Annotated in this window: 35 protein-coding genes; all 35 read left to right on the top strand. The window is 51.9% G+C overall.

What is annotated here, in order from left to right; genetic code table 11:
* Positions 1-93: 93 nt before the first annotated feature.
* The 35 genes from Q7K71_02355 (at position 94) to Q7K71_02185 (ending at position 26,983) form a co-directional block, all read left to right on the top strand.
* Positions 94-702 carry a DUF502 domain-containing protein gene (locus tag Q7K71_02355; GenBank protein MDO8674946.1) on the top strand — a complete coding sequence of 203 codons (609 nt, stop codon included), beginning with the start codon at positions 94-96 and terminating at the stop codon, positions 700-702.
* A gap of 1 nt (position 703) precedes the next feature.
* Positions 704-1,465, top strand: a complete 762-nt coding sequence (locus Q7K71_02350) for an exodeoxyribonuclease III (protein ID MDO8674945.1) — start codon at positions 704-706, stop codon at positions 1,463-1,465.
* 27 nt (positions 1,466-1,492) lie between these two features.
* Positions 1,493-1,999 carry a superoxide dismutase family protein gene (locus tag Q7K71_02345; protein ID MDO8674944.1) on the top strand — a complete coding sequence of 169 codons (507 nt, stop codon included), beginning with the start codon at positions 1,493-1,495 and terminating at the stop codon, positions 1,997-1,999.
* 4 nt (positions 2,000-2,003) lie between these two features.
* Positions 2,004-3,950, top strand: coding sequence for an acetate--CoA ligase (gene acs, locus Q7K71_02340; protein MDO8674943.1), 1,947 nt, complete (start codon positions 2,004-2,006; stop codon positions 3,948-3,950).
* Positions 3,937-4,497, top strand: a complete 561-nt coding sequence (locus Q7K71_02335; protein MDO8674942.1) for a YbhB/YbcL family Raf kinase inhibitor-like protein — start codon at positions 3,937-3,939, stop codon at positions 4,495-4,497. The genes acs and Q7K71_02335 overlap by 14 nt, the downstream gene beginning before the upstream one ends.
* A 5-nt stretch (positions 4,498-4,502) precedes the next feature.
* Positions 4,503-5,183 (top strand): succinate dehydrogenase cytochrome b subunit, encoded by a 681-nt coding sequence (locus tag Q7K71_02330; GenBank protein MDO8674941.1) that lies wholly within the window; start codon positions 4,503-4,505, stop codon positions 5,181-5,183.
* Positions 5,170-7,083, top strand: coding sequence for a fumarate reductase/succinate dehydrogenase flavoprotein subunit (locus Q7K71_02325; GenBank protein MDO8674940.1), 1,914 nt, complete (start codon positions 5,170-5,172; stop codon positions 7,081-7,083). Before Q7K71_02330 ends, Q7K71_02325 begins: the two co-directional genes overlap by 14 nt.
* A 62-nt stretch (positions 7,084-7,145) precedes the next feature.
* Complete coding sequence (locus Q7K71_02320; GenBank protein MDO8674939.1) at positions 7,146-7,901, top strand: succinate dehydrogenase/fumarate reductase iron-sulfur subunit; 756 nt, start codon at positions 7,146-7,148, stop codon at positions 7,899-7,901.
* A 57-nt stretch (positions 7,902-7,958) separates the two neighbouring features.
* Positions 7,959-8,159, top strand: coding sequence for a type II toxin-antitoxin system HicB family antitoxin (locus tag Q7K71_02315; GenBank protein MDO8674938.1), 201 nt, complete (start codon positions 7,959-7,961; stop codon positions 8,157-8,159).
* Positions 8,156-8,377 (top strand): type II toxin-antitoxin system HicA family toxin, encoded by a 222-nt coding sequence (locus Q7K71_02310; GenBank protein ID MDO8674937.1) that lies wholly within the window; start codon positions 8,156-8,158, stop codon positions 8,375-8,377. Before Q7K71_02315 ends, Q7K71_02310 begins: the two co-directional genes overlap by 4 nt.
* A gap of 210 nt (positions 8,378-8,587) precedes the next feature.
* Positions 8,588-9,268, top strand: coding sequence for a hypothetical protein (locus Q7K71_02305; GenBank protein ID MDO8674936.1), 681 nt, complete (start codon positions 8,588-8,590; stop codon positions 9,266-9,268).
* A gap of 44 nt (positions 9,269-9,312) precedes the next feature.
* Positions 9,313-9,558, top strand: coding sequence for a hypothetical protein (locus tag Q7K71_02300; GenBank protein MDO8674935.1), 246 nt, complete (start codon positions 9,313-9,315; stop codon positions 9,556-9,558).
* A 96-nt stretch (positions 9,559-9,654) separates the two neighbouring features.
* Positions 9,655-11,031: an oxygen-independent coproporphyrinogen III oxidase gene (gene hemN, locus Q7K71_02295; protein MDO8674934.1), complete on the top strand. Its 1,377-nt coding sequence runs from the start codon at positions 9,655-9,657 to the stop codon at positions 11,029-11,031.
* Complete coding sequence (gene hemE / locus Q7K71_02290) at positions 11,000-12,004, top strand: uroporphyrinogen decarboxylase (protein MDO8674933.1); 1,005 nt, start codon at positions 11,000-11,002, stop codon at positions 12,002-12,004. Before hemN ends, hemE begins: the two co-directional genes overlap by 32 nt.
* Positions 12,001-13,158 carry a molybdopterin molybdotransferase MoeA gene (locus Q7K71_02285; GenBank protein MDO8674932.1) on the top strand — a complete coding sequence of 386 codons (1,158 nt, stop codon included), beginning with the start codon at positions 12,001-12,003 and terminating at the stop codon, positions 13,156-13,158. Before hemE ends, Q7K71_02285 begins: the two co-directional genes overlap by 4 nt.
* A complete protein-coding gene (locus Q7K71_02280; GenBank protein MDO8674931.1) occupies positions 13,106-13,768 on the top strand; it encodes an NTP transferase domain-containing protein in 663 nt (220 codons plus the stop codon). The genes Q7K71_02285 and Q7K71_02280 overlap by 53 nt, the downstream gene beginning before the upstream one ends.
* A gap of 34 nt (positions 13,769-13,802) precedes the next feature.
* Positions 13,803-14,885 (top strand): glutamyl-tRNA reductase, encoded by a 1,083-nt coding sequence (gene hemA, locus Q7K71_02275; protein ID MDO8674930.1) that lies wholly within the window; start codon positions 13,803-13,805, stop codon positions 14,883-14,885.
* A gap of 45 nt (positions 14,886-14,930) precedes the next feature.
* The gene (gene hemH, locus Q7K71_02270; GenBank protein ID MDO8674929.1) at positions 14,931-15,941 is read left to right on the top strand and encodes a ferrochelatase; all 1,011 of its coding nucleotides are present in this window, start codon (positions 14,931-14,933) and stop codon (positions 15,939-15,941) included.
* Entirely contained in the window at positions 15,934-16,098 is a 165-nt protein-coding gene (locus Q7K71_02265; GenBank protein MDO8674928.1) for an AtpZ/AtpI family protein, read from the top strand. Before hemH ends, Q7K71_02265 begins: the two co-directional genes overlap by 8 nt.
* A 54-nt stretch (positions 16,099-16,152) precedes the next feature.
* On the top strand, positions 16,153-16,938 hold the full coding sequence (gene atpB, locus Q7K71_02260) for a F0F1 ATP synthase subunit A (GenBank protein MDO8674927.1): 786 nt from the start codon (positions 16,153-16,155) through the stop codon (positions 16,936-16,938).
* A 25-nt stretch (positions 16,939-16,963) separates the two neighbouring features.
* A complete protein-coding gene (atpE, locus tag Q7K71_02255) occupies positions 16,964-17,182 on the top strand; it encodes an ATP synthase F0 subunit C (protein ID MDO8674926.1) in 219 nt (72 codons plus the stop codon).
* A 62-nt stretch (positions 17,183-17,244) separates the two neighbouring features.
* On the top strand, positions 17,245-17,751 hold the full coding sequence (atpF, locus tag Q7K71_02250) for a F0F1 ATP synthase subunit B (protein ID MDO8674925.1): 507 nt from the start codon (positions 17,245-17,247) through the stop codon (positions 17,749-17,751).
* Positions 17,751-18,290, top strand: a complete 540-nt coding sequence (gene atpH / locus Q7K71_02245; GenBank protein MDO8674924.1) for an ATP synthase F1 subunit delta — start codon at positions 17,751-17,753, stop codon at positions 18,288-18,290. Before atpF ends, atpH begins: the two co-directional genes overlap by 1 nt.
* A 9-nt stretch (positions 18,291-18,299) precedes the next feature.
* On the top strand, positions 18,300-19,814 hold the full coding sequence (gene atpA, locus Q7K71_02240; GenBank protein MDO8674923.1) for a F0F1 ATP synthase subunit alpha: 1,515 nt from the start codon (positions 18,300-18,302) through the stop codon (positions 19,812-19,814).
* Positions 19,811-20,680 (top strand): ATP synthase F1 subunit gamma, encoded by an 870-nt coding sequence (gene atpG / locus Q7K71_02235; protein ID MDO8674922.1) that lies wholly within the window; start codon positions 19,811-19,813, stop codon positions 20,678-20,680. The genes atpA and atpG overlap by 4 nt, the downstream gene beginning before the upstream one ends.
* A 15-nt stretch (positions 20,681-20,695) precedes the next feature.
* Positions 20,696-22,093 (top strand): F0F1 ATP synthase subunit beta, encoded by a 1,398-nt coding sequence (gene atpD / locus Q7K71_02230; protein ID MDO8674921.1) that lies wholly within the window; start codon positions 20,696-20,698, stop codon positions 22,091-22,093.
* Positions 22,094-22,186: 93 nt separating this feature from the next.
* Complete coding sequence (atpC, locus tag Q7K71_02225; protein ID MDO8674920.1) at positions 22,187-22,444, top strand: ATP synthase F1 subunit epsilon; 258 nt, start codon at positions 22,187-22,189, stop codon at positions 22,442-22,444.
* A gap of 41 nt (positions 22,445-22,485) precedes the next feature.
* Positions 22,486-22,785 carry a hypothetical protein gene (locus Q7K71_02220; GenBank protein ID MDO8674919.1) on the top strand — a complete coding sequence of 100 codons (300 nt, stop codon included), beginning with the start codon at positions 22,486-22,488 and terminating at the stop codon, positions 22,783-22,785.
* A 57-nt stretch (positions 22,786-22,842) separates the two neighbouring features.
* Entirely contained in the window at positions 22,843-22,971 is a 129-nt protein-coding gene (locus Q7K71_02215) for a hypothetical protein (GenBank protein MDO8674918.1), read from the top strand.
* A 98-nt stretch (positions 22,972-23,069) separates the two neighbouring features.
* Positions 23,070-23,294 carry a DUF433 domain-containing protein gene (locus tag Q7K71_02210; GenBank protein ID MDO8674917.1) on the top strand — a complete coding sequence of 75 codons (225 nt, stop codon included), beginning with the start codon at positions 23,070-23,072 and terminating at the stop codon, positions 23,292-23,294.
* Positions 23,291-23,626 (top strand): DUF5615 family PIN-like protein, encoded by a 336-nt coding sequence (locus Q7K71_02205; protein ID MDO8674916.1) that lies wholly within the window; start codon positions 23,291-23,293, stop codon positions 23,624-23,626. The genes Q7K71_02210 and Q7K71_02205 overlap by 4 nt, the downstream gene beginning before the upstream one ends.
* A gap of 48 nt (positions 23,627-23,674) precedes the next feature.
* Positions 23,675-24,550 carry a HEAT repeat domain-containing protein gene (locus tag Q7K71_02200; GenBank protein MDO8674915.1) on the top strand — a complete coding sequence of 292 codons (876 nt, stop codon included), beginning with the start codon at positions 23,675-23,677 and terminating at the stop codon, positions 24,548-24,550.
* Positions 24,550-25,071, top strand: a complete 522-nt coding sequence (locus Q7K71_02195; protein ID MDO8674914.1) for a ubiquinol-cytochrome c reductase iron-sulfur subunit — start codon at positions 24,550-24,552, stop codon at positions 25,069-25,071. The genes Q7K71_02200 and Q7K71_02195 overlap by 1 nt, the downstream gene beginning before the upstream one ends.
* Positions 25,068-25,865, top strand: coding sequence for a cytochrome b N-terminal domain-containing protein (locus Q7K71_02190; protein ID MDO8674913.1), 798 nt, complete (start codon positions 25,068-25,070; stop codon positions 25,863-25,865). Before Q7K71_02195 ends, Q7K71_02190 begins: the two co-directional genes overlap by 4 nt.
* A complete protein-coding gene (locus tag Q7K71_02185) occupies positions 25,865-26,983 on the top strand; it encodes a hypothetical protein (GenBank protein MDO8674912.1) in 1,119 nt (372 codons plus the stop codon). The genes Q7K71_02190 and Q7K71_02185 overlap by 1 nt, the downstream gene beginning before the upstream one ends.

Genomic DNA, 26,983 nt, shown 5'->3' with positions numbered 1-26,983 from the left:
TTGGGAGCAAATGGTTTACGGTCCATGGCTCCATAATTATACAAAAAATTTCTTACTTTCCTACTGCTTTTAATGTTAATATAATTTCCTTATATGAAACATTTTTTTTCCCACGTGCGCACGTACATCTTCCGCGGCCTTCTGGCCATCATCCCGTTAGTCCTGTCGATCATTGCCATACGGCTTTTATATTTCTTGATCGACAAACGTGTCATGGGTTTTCTGGAGCAGTTCATCCATGTGCGCCAGATCCCCGGCCTCGGGATCCTGCTGGTTTTGGTCTGCCTGTATTTGATCGGCCTCATTGTCAGCAATGTTGTCGGCAAACAGATTTTTCATTTGATCAGCAGCATTAGCGAACGCATTCCTGTCATCAAAGCGATCTATCAGGTCGGCAAACAATTGTCCGAAAGTTTGTCGGTAACCGAGGACAAACAGGCCTTTAAAAAAGCCGTTCTGGTCAACTGCACGCCCGGCGGAGTATGGACGCCGGCGTTCGTGACGGGGAGCGTTAAAGATGAAAACACAGGGGAAGACCTTTTAAAAATATTTGTCCCCACGGCTCCCAATCCCACCACAGGTTTTATTTTTTTCGTTAAACCGTCGCAGACCATGGACCCGGGCTGGAGTGTGGAAGAATCACTGAAGATGGTTGTTTCCGCAGGGATCATCGCGCCGCCGCAGATCAAAAAGCAGGGGTAACATGCGCCTGATCTCCTGGAACGTCAACGGCATCCGCGCGATCGAAAAAAAAAGGTTTTTTGAATGGATGGCCGGGGAGTCGCCGGATATTTTGTGTTTGCAGGAAACCAAGGCCCATCCTGAACAATTGACGGAAAAATTCATTAAGCCCGATGGATATTGTTCTTTCTGGTCGTCTGCCGCAAAAAAAGGGTACAGCGGTGTCGCGATCTACAGCAAGAAACAGCCCCAAAGTGTTGTGCAGGGGTTTGGGGTCAAAGAGTTTGACAGCGAAGGCCGCACGCTGATCGCGGATTACGGGGATTTTGTTCTTTTTAATATTTATTATCCTAACGGCGGGGCCGGCAATAAGCGCGTGCCTTTTAAGATGCGTTTCTACGATGCGTTCTTAAAGAAAGCCGAAGCCCTGCGTAAGCGCGGCCGGAAGATCATCATCACCGGGGATGTCAACACCGCGCATACCGCGATCGACCTGGCCCGGCCCAAGGAGAACGCCAAAAATACGGGGTTCTTGCCCGAAGAGCGCGAATGGGTCAGCAAGTTCATTGCCTGCGGGTATGTGGATACGTTCCGTCATTTTAACAAGGAGCCGGGACATTATACGTGGTGGGATTATTACACCGGGGCCCGGGCCCGCGACGTCGGCTGGCGCATTGATTATTTTTTTGTCACCAAAAATGTGTTACCCGCCTTAAAAAAGGCGTTTATATTAAAGGATGTTTTAGGGTCCGACCATTGTCCGGTGGGTATCGAATTGGCGTAGGGGGATTATATCAATCATAAAATTCTATTGTTTTTATCGGTAATATTATTTTGTGCATCTTCATCCTGGGCTGCCACGGCCACGGCCGTTATCGCAGGCACGACGTCAGGGTCCAATGTTTCTGGAGAGGTTTTATTGAGTGAACGCAATGGCGGAGTGAATATCGAAGCGGTGGTGAACAATTTGCCGCCTGGTAAGCATGGTTTTCATATCCATGAGAAAGGCAGCTGCGCGGATTCCGGCAAGGCCGCGGGCGGCCATTTTAATCCTGATCATGTTGTGCATGGTGACATGGCCAAGGACGGGATCGAGCATGCCCATCCCGGGGACATGGGCAATATCGAGGCCAACGCCAAAGGCAAGGGGATCCTGAAGGTATTCCTGCCCGGTGTTTCTTTGATGGAAGGCAAATACCTCATTGTCGGGAAATCCATGATCGTGCACGCCAAGGAAGATGATTTCAGCCAGCCCACGGGTAATGCCGGCGATCGTATCGGCTGCGGCGTTATCACATCCGTTGAAGAAAAAGAATAATTCTATGGAGCAATTTAAGACCGAAGTTGACGACCTTTTGCAGGAAACCCGCGTTTTTGAATCTCCCCAGGTCTTTAAGGTCCACGCCAACGTAAAAACCGACGCTCTCGACCGGCAAGCCGCGGCCGACCGCGTCGCTTTTTGGGAACAATGCGCTTTGCGCCTGGAGTGGTTCAAAAAATGGGACAAACCGCTCATCTGGGAAAAACCGTTCGCGCAATGGTTCGTCGGCGGAAAACTCAACGCCAGTTATAACTGTCTTGACCGGCACATCAAGGCCAATCTGGGCAAAAAGACCGCGTTCTTATGGGAAGGGGAAAACGGCGATGAGCGTGTCCTGACCTATGAGAATGTTTATCTTGAGGTCAATAAACTCGCCAACGCGATGAAGGCCTTAGGGATCAAAAAGGGTGACCGCGTGGCCGTTTATTTGCCGATGGTCCCCGAGGTTGTTTTTACCATGCTGGCCTGCAGCCGCATCGGCGCCGTGCATACCGTGGTCTTTGGGGGTTTCAGCGCGGATGCTTTGCGTGACCGCATCAATGATGCCCAGGCCAGATTATTGATCACCGCCGACGGCGGTTATCGCCGGGGAAGCGTGGTTGATCTGAAAACCACCGCGGACATGGCTTTGACGCAAACACCCGGCATCCAGGATGTGATCGTGGTCGCCCGTACCAAGCAGGACGTTCCCATGAAAGAGGGACGCGACCATTGGTATCATGACGTGGTCCGCGATGTTTCAGCGTATTGCGCGCCGGAACCCATGGACAGCGAGGACATCCTGTTCATCCTTTATACGTCCGGGACAACGGGCAAGCCCAAAGGCATCATCCACACCACCGGCGGATACATGACCGGCGTATGCAATACGACGCGCTGGGTGTTTGACCTTAAGCCCAATGATGTTTTCTGGTGCACCGCGGATGTCGGGTGGGTGACCGGGCATAGTTATATTGTGTACGGCCCCATGGCCAATGCCGCCACCCAGATCATTTACGAAGGCGCGCCGGACTTTCCCAAACGCGACCGGTTCTGGAAGATCATTGAAAAATATAAGGTGACGATCTTGTATACGGCGCCGACCGCCATCCGCGCCTTTATGAAATGGGGCGTTGAATGGCCCAGGGGCTGTGACCTGTCGTCTTTGCGTTTGCTGGGAAGTGTCGGCGAGCCCATTAACCCCGAGGCCTGGATCTGGTATTACGAACAGATCGGCCGCGGCAAATGCCCCATCGTGGACACCTGGTGGCAGACCGAGACCGGAAGCATCATGATCACGACCCTGCCGGGCTTGAACATCATGAAACCCGGTTGCGCGGGCAGGCCTTTGCCGGGCATTGAGGCCGAGATCCTGAATGAAGACGGCGATATCATCCCCGAGGGCGGCGGATTCTTAAGCATTACGAGCCCGTGGCCGTCCATGCTGCGCGGCATTTGGGGCGACCCCGGGCGTTATCAGCAGACCTATTGGGACAAATGGCAGGGCAGGTCCTATTTCGCCGGTGACGGGACCAAGCGCGACAAGGACGGGTATTTCTGGTTTTTGGGACGGGTGGATGATATCATGCTGGTGGCCGGGCATAATATCGCGACAGCGGAAGTGGAGAGTGCTCTGGTGGACCACCCGATGGTCGCCGAGGCCGCGGTGGTCGGGGTCAAGGATGACTTAAAAGGCCAGGCCATTGTGGCGTTTGTCATCTTAAAGGAAGTCCATCAACCGTCGGTGGAGGCCCAGGAGGTCTTAAAAAACCATGTCGTGCAGAAGATCGGGGGCATTGCGCGGCCCAAACAGATCATTTTTACGGCGGATGTGCCCAAGACCCGCAGCGGCAAGATCATGCGGCGCTTATTGAAGGACGTGGCCGAAGGCCGCGTGATGGGCGACATCACCACCCTCGCCGACATCAGCGTCATTGCTTCATTGAAAGAAAAATATGATGAAACTTAGAACTGTCACCCCCGAATGCTTTAGTCGGGGGTCCAGCGCGTTGATGTTTGCGATCTGTCTTATTTTTCCGTTGTTTGTCCACGCGGATGAAAAGTTGAAATTCGCGATTGTCAGCCCCGCGTTCACGGACAACGGGGGATTTCCGGTCAAATTCACCTGCCACGGTTCGGACACCAACCCGCCTTTGGAATTGAAGAATATTCCGTTAAAGACCAAAAGCATTGCCTTGACCCTGCATGACCCTGACGCGCCGGAAGGGGTATGGGTGCATTGGGTGGTTTATAATATCAAACCCGACACAAGATCCATCCCGGAGAATACAGTGCCGGGCAGGGAACTGTTCAATGATTTTGGTAAATACAATTATCGCGGCCCATGTCCGGTCAATGAAAAAGAACATCATTATATTTTCCGCGTTTACGCCCTGGATGAGATCATGACGGATGTCAATGAAGGTGCCACCATGAAAGACCTGGAAAAAGCCATCCGCGGGCACATCCTCGCCCAGGCCCAGTTGACGGGCGTCTACCGCAAACCTGTCTGGTAAAACTCATGATGTGTTTTCAATGGAATTCATCCATTACTAAAAAACAGATCGTGGCCGTGACCGGCTTGGTGCTGGTGATTTTTATCATCATGCATCTGGTCGGTAATTTGTTCATTTACGGCGGGCCGGACGCGTTCAACGGCTATGCCAAAAAATTAAAAGGGCTCGGACCTGTACTTTGGATAATGCGGGGTGGTTTATTGGCGGCGTTTTTGATCCATGTGTTTGTCACATATTTTTTGGTCCTTGAGAATATCAAAGCGCGCGGGTCCAAGCGTTATCAGGTGGATAGCCCGCCATTGTCCTGGTCACAGCGGCTCATGCCGTACAGCGGGGCCTATCTCTTTTTTTATGTGATCTGGCATTTATTGGATTTTACATTCATTGACCAGCAGGGTCCGTTCAGTTTCATTAATGGCCATAGTTACGGCCTTTACGGGGTAGTGGTCAATGCGTTTGCCGATCCTTTGCACGGGCTTTTGTATATCATGGCCATGTGTTTCTTAGGGCTACATCTGGCGCATGGCGTTGAAAGTTTTATCCAGACGCTGGGGTTCAACCACGCGCGCTGGGCCCGGGGGATCAAATGTTTCAGCGGATATTTCGCTATGGCCGTTGCCGCCGGTTACAGTTCCATCCCGGTTTATGTTTATTTTATTTTGACAGGACCCTATGTTAGACCCTAAAGTTCCCTCCGGTCCTTTGAAGGACAAATGGGATGACCACAAATTCAACCTTAAACTGGTCAATCCGTCCAATCGCCGCAAATACCGTGTCATTGTCGTGGGCACAGGTTTGGCCGGCGCTTCCGCGGCCGCGTCCCTGGGCGAGATGGGCTATCAGGTGGACGCCTTTTGTTTTCAGGACAGCCCCCGCCGGGCGCACAGCATCGCGGCGCAGGGAGGCATCAACGCGGCCAAAAATTATCCCAATGACGGGGACAGCGTGCGCCGTTTGTTTTACGATACCATCAAAGGCGGGGATTTCCGCTCCCGCGAAGCCAATGTTTACCGTTTGGCGCAGGTCAGCAATAACATCATTGACCAATGCGTGGCCCAGGGCGTTCCTTTTGCCCGTGAATACGGCGGGTATCTGGACAACCGTTCTTTCGGCGGGGCCCAGGTGTCCCGTACTTTTTATGCCCGGGGACAAACCGGCCAGCAATTGCTGTTAGGCGCTTATCAAGCGCTCATGAAAGAAGCGGGCAAGAAAACCGTCACGCTTTATCCACGTACGGAAATGCTGGATCTGGTGATCATTGATGGCGTTGCCCGCGGTATTGTTACCCGTCATTTGATCACAGGAGCCATTGAATCCCACGCCGCTGATGCCGTTGTTTTGGCCACCGGCGGTTACGGCAATGTTTTTTATCTGTCCACCAATGCCAAGGGCTGCAATGTCACGGCCGCCTGGCGCGCGCATAAAAAAGGAGCCTTGTTCGCCAATCCGTGTTTTACGCAAATTCATCCGACGTGCATTCCCGTGCATGGCGATTACCAGTCCAAATTAACGCTCATGAGCGAGGGCTTGCGCAATGACGGCCGGGTGTGGGTACCCAAGACACCTAAGGATGAACGCAAACCGAAAGATATTCCTGAAAACGAACGCGATTATTTTTTGGAACGGAAATACCCAAATTTCGGCAATCTCGTGCCGCGCGACATCGCTTCGCGCAATGCCAAAGAACAATGCGACGCGGGCCGAGGGGTGGGGGACACCGGTATGGCTGTGTATCTGGATTTTGCCGAGTCCATCGGCCGTCTGGGCAAGGATGTGATCAAGGAACGTTACAGTAATCTTTTTGATATGTATGAAAAGATCACCGGCCAAGACCCCTATAAGGTTCCGATGATGATCTATCCGGCGATGCATTACGCCATGGGCGGGTTATGGGTGGATTATAATTTGATGAGCAATGTGCCCGGTCTTTTTGTCCTGGGGGAAGCGAACTTTTCCGACCACGGGGCCAACCGTCTGGGGGCGAGCGCCCTGATGCAGGGTCTGGCGGACGGATATTTTGTAGCACCCTATACCGTCAGTGATTATCTGGCCCACGTCAAACCCGGAGTGAAAGACACCGTTAACCATCCTGAATTCAAGAACGCCGAACAGGACATTCATGAACGTGTTAAGAAATTACTGTCCATCAAAGGCAAGCGCACGGTGGATGATTTTCACCGTCAGCTGGGCCATTTGCTCTGGAATAAATGCGGCATGGCCCGCAATGCGGCCGGGCTTAAAGAAGCCCTGACGCAGATCCCAAAGATCCGTGAGGAGTTTTGGAGAAATGTGAACGTCCTTGGTTCCGGCGAAGACCTTAATCAGGCGCTGGAGCGCGCCGGGCGGGTAGCGGACTTTTTGGAATTCGCTGAACTTTTGGTCACCGATGCTTTGCAGCGCGAAGAATCATGCGGCGGACATTTCCGTGAAGAATACCAGACCCCCGAAGGGGAGGCCCTGCGCCGGGATGACCAATTTTCTTATGTCGCGGCATGGCAGTTCAACGGTGTTGGCCAAACCCCCACCCTGCATAAGGAAGAATTGAAATTTGAGGAAGCGCATTTGGCGCAGAGATCGTACAAGTAGGGGCGTATGGCCATACGCCTGTACGTAGGGGCGATTCATGAATCGCCCTTATTTAGGAATATATGAATAAAATAATCAATCTCACATTAAAGGTCTGGCGGCAGAAGAACGCGCAGTCCCAGGGCCGTTTTGAGACCTATAAGGCCGAGGGCATTGACACGGCCATGTCTTTTTTGGAAATGTTGGACGTGGTCAATGAGCGTTTGACCAAGGAAGGCCGGGAACCCATTGCCTTTGACCATGACTGCCGCGAGGGTATCTGCGGTGCTTGCGGGGCCGTGATCAACGGCCGTCCTCATGGGCCGTTAAAAGGTACGACTTTATGCCAATTGCATATGCGTCATTTTAAAGATGGGCAGACCCTGGTCATCGAGCCGTGGCGTGCCGGCGGCTTTCCCGTTCTCAAAGACCTGGCTGTGGACCGTTCGGCGTTTGACCGTGTCATGCAGGCCGGCGGGTTTATTTCCGTCAAGACCGGGCAGGCCTGCGATACCAACGCTGTTGCTGTGCCCAAGGACAAAGCTGATACGGCCATGGATACCGCCGAGTGCATCGGTTGCGGGGCCTGCGTTGCCGCTTGTCCCAATGCCTCGGCCATGCTCTTCGTGGCTGCCAAGGTTGTGCATTTGAATATTTTGCCCCAGGGCGAAGTGGAAAAAGACCGACGCGCCTTGAACATGGTCAAACAGATGGATGCCGAGGGCTTCGGGAATTGTTCCAACGCCTATCAATGCGAAGCCGCCTGCCCCAAAGAGATCAGCGTTGAACACATCGCCCGCCTCAACAAATACCATCGCCAGGCCACCCGACAAGATTGATTTTTCTTCGTTTTAGACAGCCCGGATGTGCTATACTTACCGTGGAGGTAAAAACATATGAAACTGTTAGCTGTTATTGAACAAGACGATACAGGTTATTATTTCGCTGAAGTGCCTGCTTTGCCTGGATGCGTTTCTCAAGGCAAAACGATCGCTGAAGCAAAAGTAAACATCAAAGAAGCCATTTCCGGTTGGTTGGCTGTGATGAACGACAAGACGAGACACCGCCATGTCAGAAAAGTTGAGGTCTTGGTGTGAGTCATCGCCTGCGGTTATGTTCAGGCGCCGAAGTAGTAAAGAAGCTTAAGCGGGCCGGCTGGACAGTTGATCGCCAGGCCGGTTCGCACGTGATGCTGGTCAAGCCGGATTATCCCTACACGTTGTCCGTTCCCCAACACAAAGAACTTGGTATTGGATTATTAAAAAGTCTTATTCGACAAGCGAATTTGAATGTCGAGGAATTTAACGATTTGTAGCAAATAAGGCCGGCAAATCTCTATGATCAGTAAGGTTAACGCGGATGGAAGAATAACAATTCCGGCAGAGATCCGTCGGAGATATTGTATTGCTCTCCGTAGCAAATTGAAATGGATCGATAACGGACGTATAATTACTGTTTTGCCTATACTTAAAGGTCTTGAAACAGTCCAACTGCCGTATAAAAAATTCCGTGACTCCAATAAAACATGTCTAAAGATCAAGTTGAACTGAATTTCGTTTATTTGTTTAGAAATGATGCGCGAGCGTTGGCTTTAATGGCCTCAAAGGAATCAAGTAAGCTGAAAAGTCTATTTGCACGGCATTCAATCATATCTTCAGTTTTTGCCGCAGAGGCTTTAATTAACCGCGTGTTTGATGATTTTTATATTCCGGGCTCATACGAAAAGCTTGAGAGGAAAATCGGACCGTGTGAAAAATGGCTACTAGCGCCACTTACCTGTCGGCTCAATGGGGATGTTACGTTTGATGAATCGTGCATTCCTTTTCAATGGTTTGACGAGCTTGTTAAAATTCGAAATTGGTTTGCGCATCCCAAAGCAGACCAGTTTGTCCCAGCTAAATTTGAAAAAAATTCAACCATCACGTTAGAAAACGGAAATGAAATTCCATGGGTGAACGTTCTCAGGGGAGATGTCTGGCCGAGTACGCGTATTCCCAAGAATCCGTTTGAGCTAACGGAAGAGCACGCGGAGAAAGCCATCAATATTATTGATTCTATGATAAAAGAACTTCAGAAATTTATGCCTGGTCAAGTCACTGATGACTGGATGGGGGAGGTAAGGTTTGAAAGTGGAGATCAGACAGGGAATTCCGGAAAATTGATGATGGCCAGTTTGTGGGGTGGTTACACGCCCGAGAAGAAATAAGCACAAACACTCTTTTCTGAGAAAAAATCAATGGGAGAGAAAGCGTGAAAATTTGGATAAAGGTACTGCAATGCTTCGGCTATGTTTGGCTCACATTAGCTGGCATTTTGATATTTATGGGCATTATCGGCGTTTGGATGAAAAGCGGTTTTTCTGGAGTACAAGAGCTATTAAGTCCGTTAAACATCATAAATTGGCTTGTTATGGTAATAACTCTGGCTCCTGGTATTGGAGCTCTCATGTGGGCAGAAAAACTTCAGATTAAAATTAGCAAAGTATCTAACATTTAGTTCGAAAATGGGGGACAGCGCTCAATTTAATCGAAGAAATTTGAACCAATTGAAATCTCCAGCCGCCGACGTTTAATCCGGCACCTAACACGTCCTATGTCTTTGACCATTGACAAGCAAACCATCCTCAAATACGACGTGGCCGGCCCCAGGTACACCAGTTATCCGACGGCGCCGGAATGGTCGTCGTCCATTGACGCCGCGGTGTATGCCGGGAAATTAAAAGCGCTGGGTCAGAACGATAAGACCCTGTCTTTGTATATCCATATCCCGTTTTGCGAGCAATTGTGTTATTTTTGCGCCTGCAACAAAGTCATCCGTGCCCGGGAAGAAAAGATCGGGAATGAATATCTGGACCATCTTTTTAAAGAAATAGACATGGTCGCGGCCTTGATCGGCCGCAAAAAGACCGTGCGCCAACTGCATTGGGGCGGAGGGACCCCGACATATTTGAGCGAGGACCAATGCCGGCGTTTATTCGCAAAGATCACGGACACCTTTGATGTGGACCTTGACGGGGAGATCGCCATTGAGACCGACCCGCGCACCGTCAACAGGGACAAATTAAAACTTTTAAAAGATCTCGGCTTTAACCGCGTATCCATGGGCGTGCAGGATTTTGACGCGAAAGTCCAGGACGACATCAACCGCGTCCAGCCCTTTGAACAGGTCAGCGAGGTCAACCGCTGGTGCCGTGAATTCGGTTTTAAGTCGGTGAATTTTGATCTCATTTACGGTTTGCCGTATCAAACAAGGGAAACGTTCGGCAAGACCGTTGGTCAGGTCATCGGTTTGAGGCCTGACCGCATCGCCCTATACAGTTTTGCCTACGTGCCGTGGCTTTCCAAACCGCAGAACAAATTCAATCTGGATGCCATTGCCCAGCAGGATGAGAAATTGGATATCTTCACCCAATCACGCGATAAATTGTCCGCGGCCGGGTATCAGGCCATTGCCATGGACCATTTTGCCCTGCAGACGGATGATATGGCCAAGGCGTTCCATGATGGGCAGCTTTATCGTAATTTCATGGGATATACTTTAAAGCCCGCTGACGAATTTTTGGGTTTCGGCGTTTCAGCCATCGGGTTTTTGGAAAATACCTATGTGCAGAATGTGAAGGTCCTGCCTGATTATTACGCGAAGATCGCGGCCGGTCATTTGCCCATTGAACGCGGCAAGGTCTTGACCAAGGATGACCGCATCCGCCAATGGGTCATCAATGCGTTGATGTGCCGCTTCGTCATTGATAAAAATGAGTTTTTTAAGGTGTTCGCTCACAGGTTCGGGGATTATTTCTCCGACGAGGCCGAACATATCAAAGAATGTGTTGAGGACGGCCTTATTCAAGAGGATAATGTCCGTCTGATGGTAACGGATCTCGGCAAATTGTTCATCCGCAATGTTTGCATGGGGTTTGACTGGTATTTGAGGCAAAAAAATGGGCACAAACGTTTCTCGCGCACTGTCTGATCAGGATCAATTCCTGCTGGCTTTTAAGGGCACGAACACCCGGGTGCCGGTGTGGTTCATGCGCCAGGCCGGCCGTTATTTGCCGCAATACCAGGCCCTGAAGGCCAATTGTCCTTTGCGCGAATTATTCCGCAACCCGGAACTGGCCGGAGCCATCACGTTACAGCCGCTGGAGATCCTGCAGGTGGACGCCGCGATCCTGTTCGCCGACATCATGACCATGCCCTCCGGTATGGGTTTTGACATTGATTTTATCGACGGCAAGGGGCCGGTCATTAAAAACCCTGTCCGCCATAGTTCTGACCTGCGTCGTCTGGGAAAATTCAGCGGCCTGGAGCATGTCAGCCGCACCATACAACTGATCAACGCTGTTTTGCCGGAGTCCATTTCGCTCATTGGTTTCGCAGGTTCTCCGTATACGGTCCTGACCTACCTTTGCCCCAAACACCAGCGCATGATGTTCGAAGACCCCAAAACCTTCCATCAAATGATGGAACTCTTAACAACCAACACCATCGCTTATTTGAAACAACAGCAGAAGGCGGGCATCAAGGCGTTCCAGTTATTTGACACATGGGCCGGGTCATTGCGTGATCCGGAATATGAGGAATTTGTTTTGCCGTACGTGCAGAGAATTTTTAAGTCCGTTGAATTGCCCTCGATCTATTTTCTGAAGAATTGCGCCCACCTTTTTGACCTCATGGACAAAAGCGGGGCAGACATGCTGTCGGTCTGCGAAACCGTTGATATTGGTCAAATAAAGACCTCCAAAGGTATCCAGGGCAATTTGCTCAATACCATGCTTTACGCGCCTGAAAAAGTTCTTTTGGCCGAGGTCAAACGTTTGCTGACAGCGGCTAAAAAACATCACCGCAAATATGTTTTCAACTTAAACCATGGCGTCCTGCCCGATACCGACCCTCTTAAACTCAAGGCCGTGGTTGAAGCGGTGCATGCGTTCAAGTGGAAATGATGATCACTGTCAACGCCGCGCAAAAGATCATCCTTAAGTATATTCAACATTTCCCATCCGAATTTTGTCCTTTAAAAGAATCCGACGGACGGATCCTGCGTGAAGATATCCATTCGGACCGCGACCAGCCGCCTTTTGACAAGGCCCTCATGGACGGCATTGCCGTTTCTTCGCGGGCGGCCGCAAAAGTTTTCTCCATAGACGGCATCGCCGCGGCCGGTGACAAACCGCTGACCGTCAAACACAAAGACCATTGCGTGCGCATCATGACCGGCGCTGTCGTGCCCAAAGGATATGATTGCGTCATTCCTGTTGAAAAGGTCATGTTTCGGCAAGGCAAGGCCGTGCTGAAACAGGGCGTTGCCGCAAAGCCGGGGTGGAACATCCGTCCGCGCGCGGCAGACGTCCGCCAAGGGGATATCGTCCTTAAAAAAGGGACACGGCTTTTGCCGGTGCATATCGGGATCGCGGCATCGGTCGGCAGAACAAGGGTCAAGGTCGTTGGGCGTCCTCGTGTCGCCGTGATCGCGACAGGGGATGAACTGGTGGATATCGGAAAACCACTGGCATTTTATCAAACGCGGCTTTCTAATTCTTATGCCTTACGGGCCGCGTTGGAACAAACGGGTTTATGCCGGGTGAAGATGTTCCATTTTCCCGACGATCCAAAAAAGATCTTGAAAGGCCTGCGCGCTGTTTGCAGGGACTTTGACGTTATTGTCTTAAGCGGCGGGGTTTCCATGGGGGAGTTCGATTATGTCCCTAAAGTTTTAAGCCGGATGAAGGTCAAAAAACTTTTCCATAAAGTGGCGCAAAAACCTGGCAAACCGTTCTGGTTCGGTCAAACGCGGGATGGAAAACCTGTATTCGCGCTTCCGGGAAATCCGGTCTCAACGCTCGTCTGCGCGTACCGTTATGTCATTCCCTATATTGATCGCGCTTGCGGCGTTAAGGTCCCGCAGAAATATGTTGCGCTCAAAGGTCCTGTGGATTGGAAGACCGACCTGACATGTTTTGTACCGGTGCAAGACGGTTCTCCGGTTGATCTCGGCGGGTCCGGGGATTTTACGTCCTTGGGCCATGCCGATGGATTCGTTCAATATGAACACGGAAAAAAACAAACTTTTTGGCCTTATTTTAGCTGGCGGCCGTAGCCGAAGGATGGGGCAGGACAAGGCCCTGATGTCCTATCATGGCAAGCCGCAGGTGGAATACGTGCGGGACCTGTTGAAAGAGTTTTGTGCGGAAATTTTTATTTCCGGCCGGTCAAAGCAAGGTTTGTCATTCCCGAATGCTTCTGTCGGGAATCCAGAACATACGGTCTCTGGACCCCCGATAAAAACATTCGGGGGTGACAATTTTATTGAGGATATGCCGTCATTTGCGGAGGCCGGCCCTTTAACAGGCATTTTATCCGCCATGACCGCGTATCCCGGTGTTTCCTGGCTTGTCATGGCCTGCGATCTGCCTTTTGCCGATGAAAAGACCCTGCGCTATCTGATCAAACACCGCGATCCTGCCAAGGCCGCCACGGCCTTTATCAGCACCCATGACGGTTTGCCGGAGCCGTTGTGCGCCATTTGGGAAGCCGGAGGGTATGAACATTTTATAAGCATTTTTAAGCAGGGGGCCCGTTGTCCCCGCAAAACGCTCGCAGGGTCCGACACCCATCTCATAACCCAGCAAAACCCCCGTTGGCTGGACAATGTGAACACCCCCGAAGAATACCGGCAGGCCTTAAGAAATTTGGACATTACCATTTGATTGTTCGTAAAACTTTTGTTATAGTCCACTCATCATGCTCGTCATAGGATTGAACCACAAAACAGCGCCCATTCCCATCCGTGAGAGATTTTATTTAAACCCGCAGCAGCAGGACCTGTTTTTAACAACGCTCAAGAACCACCCCCTGGTCAGCGAATGTTTTGTCCTCTCCACCTGCAACCGCGTTGAGGTCTATTTAAAAAAGGGGAGCGCTTGTGTTGACAGCGCCTTTGTCATCGGCATGATCGCGAAGGTCAAAAAGATCCGCCTGGACTTTGATCACACCCCGTATATTTATGTCCATGAATCACGCCGGGCCTGTGAACATCTCTTCAAGGTGGCTTGCGGCCTGGATTCCCTGGTTTTAGGGGAAAGACAGATCCTGGGCCAGGTCAAAATGGCCGTGGACCGGGCCCGCCAAATAGGCACCCTGTCGCGTTATTTTAATATTTTGACCAATATCGCCGTGTGCGCGGGCAAAAAAGCGCACCATGAAACCGCCATCAGCCATGGCGGTTCTTCCGTCAGTTGGGCCGCGATCGAAATGGCCCAAAGCATGCTGGGGTCCTTGTCCGGCAGGTCTGTTCTGGTCATCGGCGCCGGAAAAATGGGGGAAATGGCCCTCGCCCATCTGCGCAATAAGGGTTTGGCTAAAATGTATTTGATGAACCGCACGGGCGAGAAAGCCGAGGCCCTGGCTGTCCAATACAACGGGACCGCGGCGTCTTTTTTTGATATTAAGGATATCCTTTCCGAGACGGACCTGTGCATTTGCTCCGTGGGCGCGCCGCATTACATTCTGGACAAGGAACAAATTGCCAAGGTCATGGCCGCGCGTCCCGGCAGGCCGCTTTTATTCATTGACATTTCCATGCCGCGCAACATTGATCCTGCTGTCGCGGACATCCCCGGAGCGCACCTGCGCTCCATTGATGATCTGGACCAGGTGGTGGACGCCGGCATGAAAAAACGCGCCCAGGCCATGGCCGAGGTTGAAGGGATCATCCGCCGGAAGATCCTTGAGTTTGACGCCAAGATCGCCAAACTCAAAACCCTCAACAGTTCCGATTTTTTTAATGAGGACATGACTTATGGAGCAGAGCGACATAAGTCATAAGTCCGAATTAATCCCGAGCGAAAGCGAGGGATCTGATCCCTTTCTATGACCGTTAATCTCCAATTACCTTCTGTCTTACCGTCCGGCCTGCGTGACGAGGACATGGTGGTCGTCCTCATGAATATGGGCGGCCCTAAAGATATCGCCGGTGTTGAGCCGTTCTTGCGGCGGCTTTTCAACGACCGCCTGATCATCCGTTTTCCCTTTGCCCAATCCCTGTTCGCTGACCTTCTCATCCGTTCGCGGCTTAAACACGTCCAGGACCGTTATGGGCTTATCGGCGGAGGAAGCCCCATTTTGAGATCTTCGCTGGCGCAGACCGAGGCCCTAAAAGCCGAATTGAGAAAACGCGGACGGGGTCTGGATACGCAGTTGGCGTTCAATTACAGTGACCCCTTGCCTGACGAGGCCATCACCGTGATCAAAGAAAAGAAAAAGAAACAAGCGCTGCTCTTGAGCCTGTATCCTCATTTTTCCAGGTCCACGACCGCGTCCAATATTTTTTATTTGAAGGAATCAGCCAAAAAGATCTATCCTGAATTGCAATTCACGGCCTGCCTGCCGTATCATTTGTATGAGGGCTATCTCCAGGCCTTTGCGGACCGCGTCCGGGAAACGCTGCGGCCCGGGGAGAACCTGGATGACTTTTATATTTTGTTTTCGGCCCACGGCACGCCGGTCTATTTCCTGCAGGAAGGGGACCCGTATACCTTTCTCATCAGCCAGACAGTAGCCGGCCTTGTCCAAAGATTGGGGCGCAAGCACCAATGGGCCATTGCCTACCAAAGCGATGTCGGCCCCATCAAATGGATCAAGCCAACGACCCCGGGAACACTTGAAGAATTGAGCCGCAAAGGCGTACGCAAGGTCATTGTCGTTCCTGTCGCTTTTGTGTCGGACCATATTGAGACGTTGTGTGAGATCGATATAGAATATAGAGAACTGGCGGAAAAACAATTCGGTTTTACGGATTACCGCATGAGCAAGGCCCTGGAATGCCATCCGGGTTTTATCGGGGCCTTGGCGGATTGCGTTGAAACATCACTTGATGGTTAATTTTGGCTGGACCATGGCCGGGGAGTTCCTGTTCTGTTTCTTTGTCGGCTATTTTGCCGATCAAAAACTGGGCACCGGTTATACATGGACGTTGACCGGCGTGGGGGCCGGCACCCTGTTGATCGTTTATGAACTTTGGAAGATTTTACGTCGGTGATTCTTCACATATTTGCTTGCGCTGTTTATAGTTATGATTTATGATTGAAACATTATGAGCCTGCCCGTGGCACAAGGAGCATTCCGGATCGATGAGTACATCATGCGTCATATCATGGATTCGGACCAATGGCATTTGCCGTTCCTGCCCACGGTCCATTTGCCGGGATTTTTAACCATACAAAAGTTGGTCTTGCTTTTGGGCGCAGGCCTGGTGGTGTGGGTGTTTTGCTTTTTATACCGCAAAAATGACCGTGTCCCCACAGGATTGACCAATTTATTTGAGGTCTTTATCCTGCATATCCGTGATGACCTGTCCATTGAATTTCTGGGAGAAGAGGACGGCCGCCGGTTGACCCCGCTGTTTTTGACGCTTTTTTTCTTTATTCTTTTTCTGAATATTTTAGGGCTTGTCCCTCTGTTCCCGACAACAGCCACAGCCAATGTCAACGTGACCGGCGCTCTGGCATTCCTGATCTTCATTTTCATGACCTTGGGCGGCATGGCCAAACACGGTTTCTTCAATTACATGAAAATTTTTGTTTTGCCGGGCGTTCCCGCGCCGTTGCTCATCCTGCTGACCCCGCTGGAAATGTTGAGCGTCCTCATCAAGTCCTTCGCGCTCATGATCCGGCTTTTTGCCAACATGTTCGCCGGCCACATCGTGATCCTCTCCATCCTGGGGCTTGTGGTCATGATGGGAGCCTTCGTGTCCCTGCCGGCGATCGTCATGGCGCTCTTTGTGTCTTTGCTGGAGATCTTTGTCGCGTTCTTACAGGCGTACATTTTTACGTTCCTCTCGGCGATCTTTATCGGGCAGATCTATCGTCCGCAACATTAATGGTCATTAAAGAAAGGAAAATAAAATGCCAATAGATCCGGGTTTAGCCGCCATCGGCGCGGGGATCGCAGCGGTCGGGGCAGGGATCGGGATCGGGATCATCGGCGGTTCCGCCATTCAAGCCATTGCCCGCCAGCCGGAACAATTGAGCCGCATTCAGACCTTCATGCTTTTGACCGCGGCATTGGTTGAAGGGGTGGCCCTGTTCGCCTTGGTCATCTGTTTCATGGCGCTGAATAAATGATTCCGACGTAATGTCGGAATCATCCCGAGCCTAAGAGCGAGGGATCTTTGAGGGACTAATTTATGGAACATGATGCCGTAAAGGTCGACATCCTGACGCCTGATGTCACAATGGTCTTTTTGACATGGCTGACATTTTTCCTGCTGTTGTTCATTTTAAAGAAATTCGCCTGGAAACCGATCCTGGATGGTCTGCAGAAGCGCGAAGACCATATCCGCAAGTCCCTGAAAGAAGCGGATGAGGCCAAACGCCAGCTGCAGGAAGTCCAGGTTGAAAAAACACGGATCCTGGACGAAGCCAGGCAAAAAGCCCAGGTGATCATTGAGGACTCCCGCAGGTCCGCGGCCGAACTGACCAAACAAAGCGACCAAAAAGCAAAGGCCAATGCCCGGCAGATCGTGGAAAGCGCCCATCAGAAGACCGAAGGGGAGCGCGAGCGCGTGCGTGGCCAGTTGAGGCGGGAAAGCGCCGTGGTCGCGGTCACGCTGGCCTCCAAGATCATCAAAGAAAACATGGACAATGACAAGAACCGCCGTCTGGTCCAAGAGGCCTTAAAGGAGATCGCCTAGTGTCTTATGCTGTTACCCGCCGGTATTCAGACGCCTTTTACGCATCTTTGGAGGATGAAGACCGTCTTCAGGAAGCCCGTCAGGCCCTTGCGGGTTTTAGGGATCTGATCAAAACATCCGAAGAATTAAGGACATTCGCGGTCAATCCTTTGTTGACCATCAAAGAAAAGGCCGGTATTCTGCGCGCTGTTTTCAAGGGCCGTTTGCCCGCGGCTGTTGATCATTTTGTGCAGTTTATCAACAGCAAGGACCGCCTGGGCCTTTTACCCGCGATCATTGAGGCCTTTGAAGATCGCTATTTAGAGGAACACGGCCAGGCCAAGGGGCAAGTCGAGACCGCGATCGATCTAAGCCAGAAAGACCGGCATTTCCTGACAGCCCAATTGAAGGATATTTGCGGCAAAGACATCATCACCGATTTTCGTTTGAACCCTGCCTTGCTGGGCGGTTTTCGCATCTGGGTGCAGGGCCGTTTGTTTGACGCCAGCATGCAAACCCAGCTGACGGATTTTGCCCTGAACCTGAATGAGCGTTTCTAAAGAGGACTTATGAGCCGACAACTGGACCCGGATGAGATCACATCAATATTAAAAAAAGAACTGGCTGATTTTTCCGCCAAGGTGCACACCTATGAGGTCGGCGTCGTGCTCAATGTCGGCGACGGTATTGCCCGCGTCCATGGCCTGGCCAATGTCATGGCCGGGGAATTGGTGGCATTTGACGGCGGCATCAGGGGGATCGCCCTTAATCTTGAAGAGGACAATGTCGGTGTCGCCATTTTCAGCAAAGATTCTCATATTAAAGAAGGCGACCAGGTGCGCCGCACCAAAACCATCGCTTCGGTCCCGGCCGGGGATGCCTTGCTCGGCCGCATCGTGGATGGTTTGGGCGATCCGGCCGACGGCAAACCCGCTTTCAAGGCCGAAGCCCGGCGCCAGATCGAACTCAAAGCCCCGGGCATCATCGACCGCAAGAACGTGCACGAGCCCCTGCAGACGGGGATCAAGGTCATTGACGCCCTGACACCCATCGGCCGCGGCCAGCGCGAACTCATCATCGGGGACCGCAAAACAGGCAAGACCACGCTGGCGGTGGATACGATCATCAACCAGAAGGGTCAGGGGGTCTATTGTTTTTACGTGGCCATCGGCCAGAAACGTTCAACGGTGGCACAGGTCTACGAAACCCTGTGCAAATACGGGGCCATGGAATACACGACGATCATTGCCGCCACCGCGTCCGACCCCGCGCCCATACAGTTTTTATCGGCTTATTCCGCCACCGCCATGGCTGAACATTACCGTGACAGCGGACGCCACGCGCTGATCATTTATGACGATCTGACCAAACAGGCCCAGGCCTACCGCCAGTTGTCCCTGCTTTTGCGCCGCCCGCCGGGCCGCGAGGCGTATCCGGGCGACATTTTTTATTTGCACAGCCGTTTGCTGGAACGCGCCGCGAAATTGAGCGACAAGAATGGCGCGGGCTCTTTGACCGCTTTGCCCATCATTGAGACCCAGGCCGGCGACGTGTCCGCCTACATCCCCACCAACGTCATTTCGATCACCGACGGCCAGATCTTCCTGGAAGGCGACCTGTTCAACGCGGGCCAGCGTCCGGCTGTCAATGCGGGACTTTCGGTTTCGCGTGTCGGCGGCGATGCCCAGGTCAAGGCCATGAAACAGACGGTCGGGCTTTTGCGTCTGGAACTGGCCCAGTACCGGGAATTGGCCGCTTTTTCACAATTCGCCTCGGACTTGGACGCGGCCACGCGCAAACAATTGGACCGCGGCAAGAGATTGATGGAGATCGTCAAACAGGGCATCCATACCCCGCTTTCCGTTGTCAAACAGGTGGCGATCATCCATGCCGGCGTCAACGGTTATCTGGATGATGTGCCGCCCGGTCAGGTGCACGCTTTTGAAGACCTCCTCAACATCCGGTTGGATGCCCAATACGGTGATTTCGTCCAATTGTTCAACAAAACCCTCGTCATGACCGACGGGATCAAGGCGGGTTTGAATAAAGTTCTGACCGAAACCAAAGAGGCGTTTCGCGCATGATCGGCACCAGGGAATTCAATAAAAAGATCGGGTCTTTAAAAAATACCCGCCAGATGACCAAGACCATGAAAATGGTCTCGGCCAGCAAGTTCAAACGCGCCTACAAAAACCAGAGCAATGCCCAGGCCTATGCCCAACGCCTCAAAGATCTCATGGTCCGGTTATCGTCGTCGGCGGGCACAACGGCCCATCCTTTGATGAAAAGCAGGCTGGCGGCGCACAAGGCCCTGGTCGTTTTGTTCACATCGGACAAAGGTTTGTGCGGAGGGTTCAATAATAATCTCATCCGTCATGTGCGCTCATGGCTTAAGGACAACAATTATAAACATATCCATATCGGTTTAAGTTTTTGCGGCCGCCGGGGGTGGGCCTCTTTGCGCAAAACGGTCCCTGTTGAAAAATATTACGAGGGTTTGACGGTCAAACCCGACCTGGCTGGCAGTCAAACGGTGGCCGCGGACATCTCCGGACTTTTTCAGGAGGGCAAATACGACGCGGTGTATTTGGCCTGCAACCGCTTCCGCGGGTCTTTGTCGCAGGAACCGGTGGTGGAACGCATTTTGCCTTTGACTGTTTCTAAACAGGAGGGGCAAAAGCCCTTGGCGCGGGGCGATTATTTGTATGAGCCGCCCCAAGAGGAGATCTTCGCTTTGCTCGTTCCGAAATACCTGGAGTTCAAGATCTATTACGCGTTTTTGGAAAATGCCGCCGGCGAACACGAGGCGCGCATGGTCGCCATGGACCATGCGTCCAAGAACACCGAGGACTTGATCGATCGCTACACCTTGTTGCGCAATCGCGCCCGGCAGGCGGCGATCACGACGGAACTCATTGAGATCATTTCCGGCGCCGAGGCGTTAAAATAACATAGGGGAGCAATTATGAACGGAAAAGTCACACAGGTCCTGGGCGCGGTCGTGGACGTCGGTTTCCCGGCCGGAGCATTGCCGCCCATCGGCACGGCCCTCACAACCACCAATGCCGTCCTGAATGCCCATCAAGACAATTTGACCCTGGAGGTGGCCCAGCATTTGGGGGACAATATCGTGCGGACCATTGCTTTGGACAATACCGATGGCATGGTGCGCGGCCAGGACGTCATCAATACCGGGGCAGGCCTTTCCATGCCTGTCGGAGAAGGGACGCTGGGACGGGTCCTGAACCTTTTGGGCGAACCCATTGACGAAGCCGGTCCGGTCCATGCCGTCAAACGCATGCCCATTCACCGTCTGGCCCCGGCGATAGAAGAACAGGACGCGTCCATGGCGATCCTGGTCACCGGCATCAAGGTCATTGACCTTTTAGCCCCCTATCGCAAAGGCGGGAAGACCGGCCTTTTCGGCGGCGCCGGCGTCGGGAAAACCGTCATTATCCAGGAACTGATCCACAATATCGCCAAGGAGCACGGCGGTTATTCCGTATTTGCCGGTGTGGGGGAACGCACCCGCGAAGGGACCGCGCTTTATCGGGAAATGAAAGAGGCCGGGGTCCTGGACAAAATGTCTTTGGTCTACGGGCAGATGAATGAACCGCCGGGCGCGCGGGCCCGTGTCGCCCTTTCCGCTTTGACCGTTGCCGAATATTTCCGTGACGAAATGCACCAGGACGTGCTGTTGTTCATTGACAATATTTTTCGTTTCACGCAGGCGGGTTCTGAAGTTTCCGCGCTCCTGGGCCGCATCCCGTCGGCCGTCGGGTATCAGCCGACGCTGGGGACCGACATGGGGGAATTGCAGGAACGCATCACCTCCACCAAGGACGGGTCCATCACGTCCATCCAGGCCATTTACGTCCCGGCCGACGATTATACCGACCCGGCCCCGGCGGCCACGTTCGCGCATTTGGATACCACCACCGAATTGTCCCGTTCCATCGTGGAATTAGGCATTTATCCCGCGGTGGACCCTTTGACATCCACGTCCACGATCCTCACCCCCGAGATCGTGGGGGAGGAGCATTATCAAGTGGCGCGCGGCGTGCAGGAGATCCTGCAGAAATACAAGGAGTTGCGCGACATCATCGCCATTCTGGGGATGGAAGAACTTTCCGAAGAGGACCGCTTGACGGTTGAACGGGCGCGCAAGATCCAGAAATTCCTTTCCCAGCCGTTCCATGTTGCCGAGCAGTTCATCGGTGTCAAGGGCAAATACGTTCCCCTGGAAGACACCATCCGTTCGTTCAAGGAGATCCTGGAAGGAAAGCACGACGCCATCCCCGAACAGGCCTTTTACATGGTCGGCGCTATTGAGGATGTGATCGCCAAAGCCAAAACCTTGTAATGACGGGGACATAAAGCCCCGAAGGGGATTTGTGTCCCCTTGCAAATGGGGACACGTAACAAGTACATGTCCCCATTTGCCTAGGAATTAAACATGAGTTTCAAATTATCCATCATAACCCCCGCCGGACAGGCTTTTGAAGGTCATGTTGATTCTCTGGCCGCACCCGGGCTTGAAGGCGGTTTTGAGGTTTATAGCGGCCACACACCCATGGTGGCGGCGCTCAAACCGGGCAAGTTCATGATCAAGGCCGCGGCCGGCGTTTCCACGCTGGCTGTTTCTGACGGGATCCTTGAGGTCAGCCCAGACCACAATGTGCTCGTTCTCGCTGACACAGCGGTGCCCGTTTAAAATTTTCGTAGAATTTCAAACTGAGACTCTGCGGACAAAACATGAAAAAGATTTTTACAATTGGTGCAATCCTTTTTAATGCGATTCTTTTGCTTCTTGCTATCGGATCTGTATTTATGCTCGCCCTGTTAAATGATACTCCTCGTAAGGGGCCATATGCAGATATGATTATGGGGACATTTAATAATCTTGTTTTGATTAATCCTTTTATTTTGGCTGTAGCTGCTGTTTGTTCAGCTGTTTCTTTTGGAAATAAGAATTATTCAAAAGTACTTTGGATCAGCCTGACCTCAGCGATCCCATTCTTTGTGGCGTGTATTCTTATATCTATGATGCCCTGATATCTTTGGACGAAATGGTCATCAGGTAATACATTAAATTATTTCGGCGGTACCGACATGAATTCCACGAATTTGGACAATATCCGCATCAACGGCCTTGTGCCCGTCATCCTCGAGATCAAACCAGCTTTAACCCTGCCCTTATTCTCTGAATTGACCGCGACAAGTTCTCCTGCCAGCACCTAAAAATATTTGCATGGAAAATAGAAATCCGGACAGCCTATTTATGATATACTATCAATTAAGTGAGAAAATATTTTAAGCTGTAAAGGAGGTTAAGAGAGATGATTAAATTAATAGAAAGGATCACCGTAGATAAAAACCAATGCGGTGGAAGGCCGTGCATTCGTGGAATGCGGATCCGTGTTGCCGATGTTTTGGAACTCTTGGCCAATGGCCTAACCTCAGATGAAGTTCTTGAAGAACTTCCCGATTTGGAACTGGAAGATGTCCAGGCTTGCTTAAAGTTTGCCGGCCAACGCTTTGATCATCCGGTGGTTGCGCCGTGACGATTTGGATCGATGCTCAGATTTCTCCCCAGATGGCCCCATGGCTCAAAGAGAATTTTGGCATAGAAGCTAAAGCCGTGCGCGAATTGGGCCTGCGTGATGCGGACGATCGTGAGATTTATGAATCCGCGCGGGCAAAGAATGTGACGGTGATGACCAAGGATAGCGATTTTTTTGTTTTACTTGATGAACTCGGCCCTCCTCCACAAATTTTGTGGATTACCTGCGGCAATACTTCCAATAGATCTCTTAAAAAGATTTTGCAGAAAACTCTATCGGACGCTCTAAACTTATTAAAGCAGGGCGAGTCGCTTGTGGAAATTCGAGACTAAAACCGATTGTAGACCTAGATATAGCCTGAATTAGGATAAGATACACCCATGCCGTACGACCCACAAGTCCCTGCACAAGAGCAAGATAAGAAATCTATCTTCGGCGTTATTGTCCACTCATTCTTCGTCGTTCCTTTCCTGATCGCGGTTTTCAGTGTCCTGTTGTTTGCCGCGGTGCGCATCCTCACGATGGAGAAACACAGCGTTTATGATTATCTGCGGGATATCAAAGAAGGGGGATCGACCAAGCGCTGGCAGGCCGCGTTTGAATTGTCCCGCGTTCTTGTCAACAAAAGCGAAGTCCCCGTGGACCGGAAATTCTTTGACGGGATGACGTCTGTTTTCGCCGCTTCCAAACACGATGATGACCGCGTGCGGCAATATCTGGCGCTGGCCATGGCCCGCACGGGAGACAGCCGTTTTGTTCCCGTCCTGCTTGAAAATATCAAGGAGGAAAAAGATGAGAATTTATACGCGATCATTACGGCGCTTGGTATACTAAAAAGCAAAACAGCGACAGGCGATCTTTTGACGTATCTGCAGGATGACGATCCCCGTATCCGTTTGGCCACAGTCATTGCGTTGGGGAATATAGCGGACGCGGGATCCCTCCCGGCGTTGAGGCCCATGCTCAATGACCCCCAGCCCAATATCACCTGGGACGCGGCCATTGCCCTGGCAAAAATGGGGGATATTTCCGCCAAACCCATGGTGTTAAAACTCCTGGACCGTGATTATCTGGCGGGCTTTCCCCAAGTGGACGCCCAGGAGCAGACCAGGATCGTGTCGGTCGCTATTGAAGCCACGGCCGGATGGGATGATCCTGATATTGACGCTGTTTTGAAAGGTCTTTTTGCTTCGGACAAAAACATGAATGTGCGCGCCCTGGCGGGTAAGGTTTTGGAACGTAAAGGTCGATCGTAATGGCAGAGGAACAAAAATTCAGCACGGCCGGTAACGACATGGACCGCCGCTCCTTCATCAAATGGTCGGTGGTCGGCTGGTCGGCGTTTGCCGCCGTGGTCGCCGGTTACGGCTCCATGGTCACGCGGTTCTTATTTCCCAACGTGCTTTTTGAACCGGTGCAGATCTTTGGCGCCGGATACCCGGATGAATACGAAGTCGGGCAGGTCTCTGAACAGTTCAAAGACCAGTATGGTGTTTGGATCGTGCGCGATGACGAAAAAATTTACGCCCTTTCCACCGTTTGCACCCATTTGGGATGTACCCCCAACTGGATGCCTTCTGAAACTAAATTCAAATGCCCCTGCCACGGCAGCGGGTTTTACACAACAGGGATCAATTTCGAAGGTCCGGCCCCGCGGCCTTTGGAAAGGTTCAAGATCGCGCTTTCCGACGAAGGGGAGATCATCGTGGACAAGACCAAAAAATTCCAACAGGAAAAAGGAGAATGGACCGACCCCGATTCATTCATAGCCGTATGACCGCAGACCCAAATAAAAAAAGCTTGATGGACAAGATCAAAGAGACCGTGGTGTGGCGTTCCATTTTCCGCACGGGCGTTCCGGTGACAACACACCGCCAGCGCATGATGATCATGCTCAACAGCGTGTTTTTGCACCTGCATCCGGTGCGCCTGCCCAAACACGCGGTCAAGGTGCGTTACACCTGGTGTATGGGAGGACTGTCCTTTTTCATTTTCCTGGTCCTGACGGTCACCGGCATCCTGCTCATGTTTTATTACCGTCCGACGGTCGAATACGCGTACGGCGATGTGCTGGACCTGGGACAGCAGGTGCCGCTTGGCATCATGCGTGAGATCCACCGCTGGGGCGCGCATCTGATGGTCATCACCGTATGGCTGCACATGTTCCGGGTGTTCATGACCGGTTCCTACAAGCCGCCGCGGGAATTCAACTGGGTCGTCGGCGTTATTCTGCTTGTTTTGACCATGCTGATGAGCTTCACCGGCTATCTTTTGCCGTGGGACCAGCTGGCCATCTGGGCCATCACCGTCGGTTCCAACATGGCCGGCGCCACACCGTTTTTGGGCATGGGCGGCCCCGGGTCTTCTTTATTGAGCATCGGCGACGTCAATTTCGTCACCTCTGTCAGCGACGCGCGTTTTGCTTTGCTGGGCGGGCGTTTCGTGGGGGAAAGCGCGTTGCTGCGTTTTTACGTTTTGCATTGCATCGGTTTGCCGTTTATCATCATGATCTTCATGATCGTGCATTTCTGGCGCATCCGCAAGGACGGCGGTATTTCAGGACCGACATAATGATGGAAGAGATCAAACATTTTATCAATATCATTGCCGCGCCGAAATATTTATTCAATATCGTCCTTATCGGATACTTGATCCTTTTTCCGCCGTTCAAATTTCTCCAAAAGATCCATGATCTCCTGGGTGTGGACCGCCTCTGGACCAAAAAAGGCGGCATGGTCCTGTTTTCTCTGCTGTTTTTGGTATTCGCGTTCGGCCTGACCGATGAAAATTTCCGCCTCATCGTCCTTAAGCCGGACAATGTGCCCATTGCCGCGCTCATTTTTGTGGTGGTTTTCTTCCTGTGGTTTGCCATGAAACAGGCCATGGAAAATGACGCGGCCCTCAAAGCCGGCGGAAAACCCAAGGAATGGGCTGAAAGCCGGGAAAAAGTCCTGGTTTTTCCGGACTTGGTCCACATCGAGTTCATCGCCCTGGTCTGCACGTCCGCTTTGTTGGCCGTATGGGCCATGTTCCTGCAAGCACCCTTGGAACAGCCGGCCAACCCGACGGTGTCGCCGAACCCTTCCAAAGCCCCGTGGTATTTCCTGGGATTGCAGGAAATGCTCGTGTATTTCGACCCCTGGATCGCGGGTGTTGTTTTCCCGACCGTCATTGTGCTGGGCCTCATGTGCGTTCCTTATATTGACACGAACCGCAAAGGCCTGGGGTATTACACCTATCAGGACCGCAAGTTCGCCATCAATACGTTCATGCTTTTCTGGCTGGTGCTGTGGGTGTTTTTGATCCTCACCGGTACGTTCTTGCGCGGTCCCAACTGGAATTTCTTCGGGCCCTTCGAATATTGGGACCATGACAAGGTCGTTGCCTTGAATAATATCAATTTTTCGGAACTGGTCTACATGATCGGCCTTAAACAGGGGATGCCGTCCAACGTCCTGTTAAGGGAAGCTCCAGGTTTCCTGACCCTATTCGCGTATTTCGGGCTTCTGCCCGCGATCCTGGCCAAAACGGTCTTAAAAGACCTTTACCAACGCGTCGGTGTCGTCCGTTACAGTATTTTCGTTGTGTTCTTCCTGATGGCCTTGAGTTTGCCCATCAAGATGTATCTGCGCTGGTTATTCAACATCAAATATATCGTCGCCATACCGGAATGTTTTTTTAACATTTAA

This window comes from Candidatus Omnitrophota bacterium, assembly GCA_030650275.1.
Classification (GTDB): Bacteria; Omnitrophota; Gorgyraeia; order Zapsychrales; family Fredricksoniimonadaceae; genus JACPXN01.
Note: the sequence above shows the minus strand (reverse complement) of the source record. Positions and strands in the feature narration are given on the sequence as shown.

Coding starts and splice junctions, on each gene's coding strand:
- Q7K71_02195 (MDO8674914.1), top strand. CDS start 24,550: ATGGCAGAGGAACAAAAATTCAGCACGGCCGGTAACGACATGGACCGC.
- acs (MDO8674943.1), top strand. CDS start 2,004: ATGGAGCAATTTAAGACCGAAGTTGACGACCTTTTGCAGGAAACCCGC.
- Q7K71_02305 (MDO8674936.1), top strand. CDS start 8,588: ATGTCTAAAGATCAAGTTGAACTGAATTTCGTTTATTTGTTTAGAAAT.
- Q7K71_02210 (MDO8674917.1), top strand. CDS start 23,070: ATGATTAAATTAATAGAAAGGATCACCGTAGATAAAAACCAATGCGGT.
- Q7K71_02285 (MDO8674932.1), top strand. CDS start 12,001: ATGATGATCACTGTCAACGCCGCGCAAAAGATCATCCTTAAGTATATT.
- Q7K71_02315 (MDO8674938.1), top strand. CDS start 7,959: ATGAAACTGTTAGCTGTTATTGAACAAGACGATACAGGTTATTATTTC.
- atpD (MDO8674921.1), top strand. CDS start 20,696: ATGAACGGAAAAGTCACACAGGTCCTGGGCGCGGTCGTGGACGTCGGT.
- hemE (MDO8674933.1), top strand. CDS start 11,000: ATGGGCACAAACGTTTCTCGCGCACTGTCTGATCAGGATCAATTCCTG.
- hemA (MDO8674930.1), top strand. CDS start 13,803: ATGCTCGTCATAGGATTGAACCACAAAACAGCGCCCATTCCCATCCGT.
- Q7K71_02330 (MDO8674941.1), top strand. CDS start 4,503: ATGATGTGTTTTCAATGGAATTCATCCATTACTAAAAAACAGATCGTG.
- atpA (MDO8674923.1), top strand. CDS start 18,300: ATGAGCCGACAACTGGACCCGGATGAGATCACATCAATATTAAAAAAA.
- Q7K71_02280 (MDO8674931.1), top strand. CDS start 13,106: ATGAACACGGAAAAAAACAAACTTTTTGGCCTTATTTTAGCTGGCGGC.
- atpB (MDO8674927.1), top strand. CDS start 16,153: ATGAGCCTGCCCGTGGCACAAGGAGCATTCCGGATCGATGAGTACATC.
- Q7K71_02190 (MDO8674913.1), top strand. CDS start 25,068: ATGACCGCAGACCCAAATAAAAAAAGCTTGATGGACAAGATCAAAGAG.
- atpF (MDO8674925.1), top strand. CDS start 17,245: ATGGAACATGATGCCGTAAAGGTCGACATCCTGACGCCTGATGTCACA.
- atpG (MDO8674922.1), top strand. CDS start 19,811: ATGATCGGCACCAGGGAATTCAATAAAAAGATCGGGTCTTTAAAAAAT.
- Q7K71_02185 (MDO8674912.1), top strand. CDS start 25,865: ATGATGGAAGAGATCAAACATTTTATCAATATCATTGCCGCGCCGAAA.
- atpE (MDO8674926.1), top strand. CDS start 16,964: ATGCCAATAGATCCGGGTTTAGCCGCCATCGGCGCGGGGATCGCAGCG.
- Q7K71_02325 (MDO8674940.1), top strand. CDS start 5,170: ATGTTAGACCCTAAAGTTCCCTCCGGTCCTTTGAAGGACAAATGGGAT.
- Q7K71_02215 (MDO8674918.1), top strand. CDS start 22,843: ATGAATTCCACGAATTTGGACAATATCCGCATCAACGGCCTTGTGCCC.
- Q7K71_02220 (MDO8674919.1), top strand. CDS start 22,486: ATGAAAAAGATTTTTACAATTGGTGCAATCCTTTTTAATGCGATTCTT.
- Q7K71_02335 (MDO8674942.1), top strand. CDS start 3,937: ATGATGAAACTTAGAACTGTCACCCCCGAATGCTTTAGTCGGGGGTCC.
- Q7K71_02355 (MDO8674946.1), top strand. CDS start 94: ATGAAACATTTTTTTTCCCACGTGCGCACGTACATCTTCCGCGGCCTT.
- hemN (MDO8674934.1), top strand. CDS start 9,655: ATGTCTTTGACCATTGACAAGCAAACCATCCTCAAATACGACGTGGCC.
- Q7K71_02265 (MDO8674928.1), top strand. CDS start 15,934: ATGGTTAATTTTGGCTGGACCATGGCCGGGGAGTTCCTGTTCTGTTTC.
- atpC (MDO8674920.1), top strand. CDS start 22,187: ATGAGTTTCAAATTATCCATCATAACCCCCGCCGGACAGGCTTTTGAA.
- Q7K71_02200 (MDO8674915.1), top strand. CDS start 23,675: ATGCCGTACGACCCACAAGTCCCTGCACAAGAGCAAGATAAGAAATCT.
- Q7K71_02350 (MDO8674945.1), top strand. CDS start 704: ATGCGCCTGATCTCCTGGAACGTCAACGGCATCCGCGCGATCGAAAAA.
- Q7K71_02320 (MDO8674939.1), top strand. CDS start 7,146: ATGAATAAAATAATCAATCTCACATTAAAGGTCTGGCGGCAGAAGAAC.
- hemH (MDO8674929.1), top strand. CDS start 14,931: ATGACCGTTAATCTCCAATTACCTTCTGTCTTACCGTCCGGCCTGCGT.